Origin of the sequence: Sinomonas sp. (assembly GCF_051955515.1) — a bacterium.
In the GTDB taxonomy this organism is placed as follows: domain Bacteria; phylum Actinomycetota; class Actinomycetes; order Actinomycetales; family Micrococcaceae; genus Sinomonas.
Genome location: NZ_JBQCGQ010000172.1, coordinates 1 through 6,563, shown reverse-complemented (window position 1 = coordinate 6,563; position 6,563 = coordinate 1). Strand labels below are relative to the sequence as shown.

Sequence of the window (6,563 nt, the reverse complement as noted above, 5' to 3'; positions counted from 1 at the left end):
CATGATTTGCTCCTCCCCCCCACCCCCCACCGGCCCCGGGCGCAAGCGGAGGGGATCAGGCGACGGCGGCCTCGGCACGCACCGTCTCGAGCGCCTTGGCCCAGAGCACCACCTGATCGAAGACGGGAAGCACCGAGGCGGCCTGGAGCTCGCTCGGGGCGAAGGCGCCGTCCTTGAAGTCGACGAAGAGCGAGAACAGGCCGGTCTTCTGCACATGAGCGACCTGCAGCTCCGACAGGATGCCTCGCAGGTGTTCCACGGCCCGGGCTCCGAATGCGGAGCCGTAGGAGACGATCCCTGCCGCCTTGTTCGCAAGCTCCGGCTTGAGGTAGCTCAGCGCATTGGCGAGAGCGGGCGAGACCGAGTGGTTGTACTCGGGCGTCACGAAGATGAAGCCGTCGAACTCGTCCATCCGGGCGGAGAATTCCTTCACCGAGGCCACTCCCTGCTCGCGCGCCGGCTCGCCGAGCAGCGGAAGGTGATAGTCGGCAATGTCGACGAGATCGAACTCCGCGTCGTCGCGCTCCTGCGCCTTCGCAAGCACCCATTCGGCCACCTGACGGTTCTTCCGGCCGTCTCGCGTGCTGCCGGTGACAATGGCAATCCTGGTCACGCTTCCTCCTAATTGACGCATCAACCAAACCTTGGTGATTTCAGGGATACACCGATATGATTGATGCGTCAAGTTAAGTTACGCACCACTCGGGGGACCCTATGGAGGCACACGCGCCAGCGGAGGGCACCGCTGCCGTGGACGAAACGGCGCGCGCGCCGCAATGGCTCGACGCCCGCGAGCGCGAGGTGTGGCTCGCCCTCCGGCACCTGCTCTGGGGGCTCCAGCCCGCCGTCGACCGCCAACTCCTGCGCGACGCGGGTCTCTCCGGGCCCGAATACTCCGTCCTCGCAACGCTGTCGGACGACCCGAGCGGCGTGGTCAGAGCTGGCACTGCGGCCCGCAATCTCGGGTGGGGGCGCAGCCGCCTCTCCCACCTTCTGCGGCGCATGGAGGCCAAAGGGCTCATCTCCCGCGCCTGTTCGCCCGACGACGGCCGAGGTCAGGACATCGCTCTCACCCCCGCCGGTCGGAGCGCGATCGTCGACGCCGCACCCGGCCACGTCGAGTTCGTCCGCAGCGTGGTCTTCGAACCGCTGACCTCGGAGCAGCAGGATGCGCTCCGCGAGGCGTGCCAGCGGATCTCGGCGGCGATCGAGGCCAGCGGCGAGTGCGACATCTCCTGCGGGGAGGAGCCCTAGACTGGCCGGGTGACCTGGCAGCGCACCACCTCGCAATGGTTCCGCCTCCCCGCTGATCGCCTGTGGGGGGTCCTCGAACAGCTCGACCGCTGGCCCGAGTGGAACCCCGCCGTGGGCGCCGCGAGCCTCGACGGCCCGCTGCGGGAAGGGACCGCGGGCCGCTACGCCCCCTCCCACCGCCTCCTCGGCCCGCTCCACCGCCGAACCGCCCCTGCCTTTCAGGTGGCCGCCACGGAGCCGGGCCGCCGCCTCGTGCTCCGCCAGCCCCAGCCGGGCGGGACGCAGAGCATCGAATGGACTCTCGACGAGCGCCACGGCGGAACAGTGTTCACCCAGAGGGTCACGCTCGAGGGCCCGCTCGCCCAGCAGTTCGGCCTCACGGCCGGCGAACCCCTCGTGCGCGGCTTCGCCGCCCAGTGCGCACGCCTCTACCGGCTCGCCTCGGCAGAGACGGCAGACGCAGCGGCGGACGACGGCGGCTCCTCCGACCGCGCTCCCCTCACCGTCATCGCCGGCGGCTCGGGCTTCCTCGGCAGGCTGCTCGCCGCGGACCTCGTCTGCGACGGTCGGCGCGTCGCGCTCTTGACCCGCACGCCCGAGCGGTCGCCGTTCGAGCAGCTTCTGTGGGACGGCCGAAGCCCCGGAGCCTGGAGCGAGCGCTTGGCCGCCGAACCGGCGCTCGACCTCGTCAATCTCTCCGGCGTGAGCCTGGACATGCCTGGGACGCCCGAGAACCTTGCGCAGCTCGAGGCCTCCCGCGTGGAGCCCACACGAGCCCTTGTCGAGGCGAGCCGCTCGTGGCCCACGCCGCCGCGCCATTGGCTCCAGCAGAGCGCGGTCGGCATCTACGGCGATTCGCCCGAGGAGTTCGACGAGTCGACGCCGCCACCGCCCCATGCTCCCGGGCTCGCCGCCGTCGTCCGGGCCTGGGAGGACTCGGTCCAGGGAGCCCCGGCCGAGAAGCTCACCGTGATGCGCACCGCCGTGGTGCTCGCCCGCGAGGCGGCGATCATGGAGAGGCTTGCCGCGGTCGCGCGCATGGGCGGCGGCGGCCCGCTCGGCACGGGACAGCAGTGGTTCAGCTGGATCCACGCCGCGGACTGGCTGCGGATTGCGAGGGCCGCTCTGGGACTGGTGCCGTCCGCTGGCGAGGTCGTCGTGCCCCTGCCAGGAGGGGTCATCAACGCGACCGCCCCCTATCCCGCCCAGAATCGGGAGCTTATGGCGCACCTCCGCGAATTCGTGGGGATGCCGGTGGGCATCCCGGCGCCAGCGGGCCTCCTGCGGGTCGCTGCAGCGGTGCTGCGCACCAACCCGCAGCTCGCGCTCGACAGCATCCGGGCGGTCCCCGGCGTGCTCCGACGGGCGGGCTTCCAGTTCGACTACCCCCAGCTGGCGAGCGCCTTCCGCGAACTCAAGGCCTAGGGGAGCATCTCAGCGGCCCATGGCGTAGGCGGACATCCCCCTCGGGTCGGCCCCAGCGCGGAGAGCCCCGGTGGCCGGGTCGCGGGCGACGGCGCACAGACGCCCGATCTGCCACTGGCCACTGACCCCGATGCGATGACCGCGTCCGCGGAGCCCGTCGATAACTTCCTGGGGAAAGCGCCCCTCAAGCAGCGCGACCCCTGGCTGCGCCTCGTGTGGGTAGAAGCTGGAGGGCAGGTGCACCGAGTGGAAGGCAGGAGCTTCGATCGCCTCCTGCAACCCCGCGCTGCAGAGCGCGACCTCGAGGAAGAAGTGGGGCTGCCACTGGTCCTGCTGGTCGCCGCCGGGAGAGCCGAACGCGAGGACGGGTTCGCCGCCGCGCGTGGCGAGCGACGGTGAGAGGGTGGTACGCGGGCGGTGCCCGGGAGCGAGCGTGTTGGGAAGCCCCTCCTCGAGCCAGGCCATCTGAAGCCGGGTGCCGAGCGGGAACCCGAGCTCCGCGATGACCGGTGAACTCGAGAGCCATCCCCCGCTCGGCATCGCGGAGACCATCGTTCCCCACTGATCGACGACGTCGACGTGGACCGTATCCGTTCGCGCCCGCCCGTCGCGACCGGGGAGCGACTCGGCCTCGAGGAGGGCGCGGACAGCATTGGGTTCGCCGAGCCCATTCAGGCCCGCGGACTCGAAGGCACCCCGGACGCGGAGATCGGGGAGCCGAGGGGTGCGACCTCCGGGCGTACCGGGACGGACGTCAAGAGAGGCGGACGCTCCGATCAGGCGAGCGCGCTCGGCGGCATACTCGGGCGAGAGGAGTTCCTCCGCGGGAACTTCTCCTCCGTCCCCGTACCACGCGTCCCGATCCGCGAACGCGAGCTTGGTCGCCTCGATCACGGTATGCACGTACCCCTCGGTGCCGGGCGCGAGGCGGCCCTCCCCGAAACCCGGGACGGCATCGAGGATGGCCAGCTGCTGGAGGAAGACGGGGCCCTGGCTCCAGAACCCGCACTTGTGCACGGTCCAGCCGCGGAAATCGAGCGAGACCGTGGGCTCGTAGTGCGGGCGCCACCCCGCGAGGTCATCGGCGGTCAGGAGTCCCGCGTGCGAGCGCCCGCTCGAGTCCCGCTGCGGGATCCGGCAGAAGGCCTCCACGGCGTGAGCGACGAAGCCTTCCGCCCAGGCACGGACGACGGCGTCGATCGCTTCCGTGCGCTGCGCTCCGCGGCCGACGGCGGCCCGCTCCTCCGCAGCAAGGCGTCGCCAAGTGCGTGCGAGCGGCGGGTTGCGCAGGATCATGCCTTCCGCGAGGGGGGCGCCGTCGGGGGCATAGAGTTCCGCAGAACTGGGCCAGTGCGCGAGGAAATGTGGAGCCATGCGGTCAAGGACCGCGGCGAGGCGGGCACTGACTGGGAGCCCTTCCTCCACGACGCGCAGCGCCGGCTCGACGACCTCCCCGAAACTGAGCGTTCCGTGGTCGGCCAGCAGGGTCAGCCATCCGAGCGTCGAGCCGGGGATCGCGGCCGCGAGGAGTCCCGTTCCCGGCACGTGGTCAAGGCCCAGGGCCCGGAAGGCTGGAACACTTGCCTTGGCGGGCGCGGGCCCTTGGGCACAGAGGACCTGAGGATCCCCGCCACGCTTGGCGAGGATGAGCGTCATGTCCCCGCCGGGCCCATTCTGCTGCGGCTCGGCGGCCTGCAGCGCAAAGCCGGCGGCAGCAGCGGCGTCGACCGCGTTCCCGCCCCGCTCAAGCATCGCCATGCCAGCCTGGGCGCCCACCCAATGAGTCGCCGAGACCATCCCGAAGGTGCCCGTCAGTTCGGGCCGAGTCGTGAAGCTCACAGCTCCACGCTAGTCCCAGCCGATGGTTTGTATACAGAAAGACGAGATCGACGGCGAGTGGCTCTTGATTCTGCAGGCTTCCCCTGTCAATGTATACATCGTGAAGGCCAGCGACCGAGCTTATGCGTCCCTCAGGGACGACATCGTGGAGTGGCGTCTCGCGCCCGGGACGGTGTTGGGCGAGGTCGAGCAGGCGGAGCGTCTCGGGGTGTCGAGGACTCCCCTCCGCGAGGCCCTCGCCCGCCTCATGGCGGACGGGCTCGCGACGTCGCAGCGGGGACGCGGCGTGGTGGTCAGCGATATCTCGCTCGATCGGCTCGGGGAGCTCTTCGAGCTCCGCGAGGCGCTCGAGTGCAAGGCCGCCGCCCTGGCTGCCCGCAAGAGCAGCGGCCAGCGCTTCGGCACGCTGCGCGAACGCCTCGCCGCGGCGCCGGCGCTCCTGAGCGACGACGACCCGCAGCGCCACGAGTACTACGCCCTCGTCGCCGAACTCGACGAGGCCATCGATGAGGCCGTGGGAAACGACTACCTCTCCCAGGCGCTCGAGGGCCTGCGCGTGCACCTTGCCCGGGTGCGCAGACTCGCCAAGGACGACGCGGCGCGCCTGCGGCAGGCCGCCGTCGAGCATGCCGCGATCGCCGGGGCCATCGCCGACGGCGACCCGCAGCTCGCCGCCGCTGCGACGGCTGTGCACCTCAGCAACAGCCTCAAGCACATCAGATCCACCCAAGCGAAGGAAGCAACCCATGGTTGAGCTGCACAAGGTCCGCGTCTACCGCAGCGAGGAGAAGCTCCCGCGCCAGGAGCAGCTCGCGTACAGGATCGCGAAGGTCGCCGCCGACCCGGTCGAGGTCACTCCCGAGGTGACCGAGATGGTGATCAACCGGATCATCGACAACGCCTCCGTCGCGATCGCCTCCCTCAACCGCGCGCCGATCGTCTCCGCCCGGGCCCAGGCCCTTTCGCATCCGGCCTCCACCGGCGGCCGCGGCGCCCTCGTGTACGGGATCGCCGAGCGGGTCTCCCCGGAGTGGGCGGCGTGGGCGAACGGGGTCGCGGTGCGGGAGCTGGACTACCACGACACGTTCCTGGCCGCTGAGTACTCCCACCCCGGGGACAACATCCCCCCGATCCTGGCCGTGGGCCAGCACGTCGGCTCGAATGGCCGCGACCTGATCCGCGGGATCGCGACCGGGTACGAGGTCCAAGTGGACCTGGTCAAGGCCATCAGCCTCCATAAGCACAAGATCGACCACGTCGCCCATCTGGGCCCCTCGGCCGCGGCCGGGATCGGGACCCTGCTCGGACTCGACGTGGAGACGATCTTCCAGGCCATCGGCCAGGCCCTGCACACCACGACCGCGACCCGGCAGTCCCGCAAGGGCGAGATCTCCACGTGGAAGGCCCACGCCCCCGCCTTCGCCGGGAAGATGGCGGTCGAGGCGGTGGACCGGGCGATGCGGGGCCAGACGTCCCCGGTGCCGATCTACGAGGGCGAGGACGGCGTCATCGCCTGGCTGCTGGACGGCCCGGACGCCGCCTACGAGGTCCCCCTCCCCGCCCCTGGCGAGGCCAAGCGGGCGATCCTGGACACCTACACGAAGGAGCACTCGGCCGAGTACCAGGCCCAGGCCTGGATCGACCTGGCCCGCAAGCTCCACCGCGAGCACCCCGAGGCCACCGACCCGGCCAACGTCGAGAGCATCCTGATCCGGACCAGCCACCACACCCACTACGTGATCGGCTCCGGGGCGAACGACCCGCAGAAGTACGACCCCACCGCCTCCCGGGAGACCCTGGACCACTCCATCCCGTACATCTTCGCCGTGGCCCTGCAGGACGGGGCCTGGCACCACGTGGACTCCTACGCCCCCGCCCGGGCCGCCCGGCCGGATACCGTGGCCCTGTGGCGCAAGGTCACCACGGAGGAGGACCCCGAGTGGACCCGCCGGTACCACTCCCTGGACATCGCGGAGAAGGCCTTCGGCGGCTCCGTGACCATCACCCTGACCGACGGGACGGTGATCGAGGACCAGATCGCGGTC

General features: G+C 70.9%; 6 protein-coding genes. 4 read left to right on the top strand and 2 right to left on the bottom strand.

Annotation, left to right across the window (positions count from 1 at the left end; all coding sequences use genetic code 11):
• Positions 1–55: 55 nt before the first annotated feature.
• Positions 56–613, bottom strand: a complete 558-nt coding sequence (locus tag ACTHL9_RS09635) for an NADPH-dependent FMN reductase (protein WP_440518664.1) — start codon at positions 611–613, stop codon at positions 56–58.
• A gap of 101 nt (positions 614–714) precedes the next feature.
• Between ACTHL9_RS09635 and ACTHL9_RS09630 the strand changes: the two genes are divergently transcribed.
• Positions 715–1,254, top strand: a complete 540-nt coding sequence (locus ACTHL9_RS09630; protein WP_440518663.1) for a MarR family winged helix-turn-helix transcriptional regulator — start codon at positions 715–717, stop codon at positions 1,252–1,254.
• A 9-nt stretch (positions 1,255–1,263) separates the two neighbouring features.
• Complete coding sequence (locus ACTHL9_RS09625; protein ID WP_440518662.1) at positions 1,264–2,679, top strand: DUF1731 domain-containing protein; 1,416 nt, start codon at positions 1,264–1,266, stop codon at positions 2,677–2,679.
• 9 nt (positions 2,680–2,688) lie between these two features.
• Here the strand turns inward: ACTHL9_RS09625 and ACTHL9_RS09620 are convergent, their stop codons facing one another.
• On the bottom strand, positions 2,689–4,518 hold the full coding sequence (locus ACTHL9_RS09620) for a gamma-glutamyltransferase family protein (RefSeq protein ID WP_440518660.1): 1,830 nt from the start codon (positions 4,516–4,518) through the stop codon (positions 2,689–2,691).
• A 100-nt stretch (positions 4,519–4,618) separates the two neighbouring features.
• Here ACTHL9_RS09620 and ACTHL9_RS09615 point away from each other — a divergent pair, with 100 nt between their 5' ends.
• Positions 4,619–5,272: a GntR family transcriptional regulator gene (locus ACTHL9_RS09615; protein ID WP_440518658.1), complete on the top strand. Its 654-nt coding sequence runs from the start codon at positions 4,619–4,621 to the stop codon at positions 5,270–5,272.
• The coding region (locus ACTHL9_RS09610; RefSeq protein ID WP_440518657.1) for an MmgE/PrpD family protein at positions 5,265–6,563 on the top strand (1,299 nt) is incomplete at its 3' end. The genes ACTHL9_RS09615 and ACTHL9_RS09610, both read left to right, overlap by 8 nt.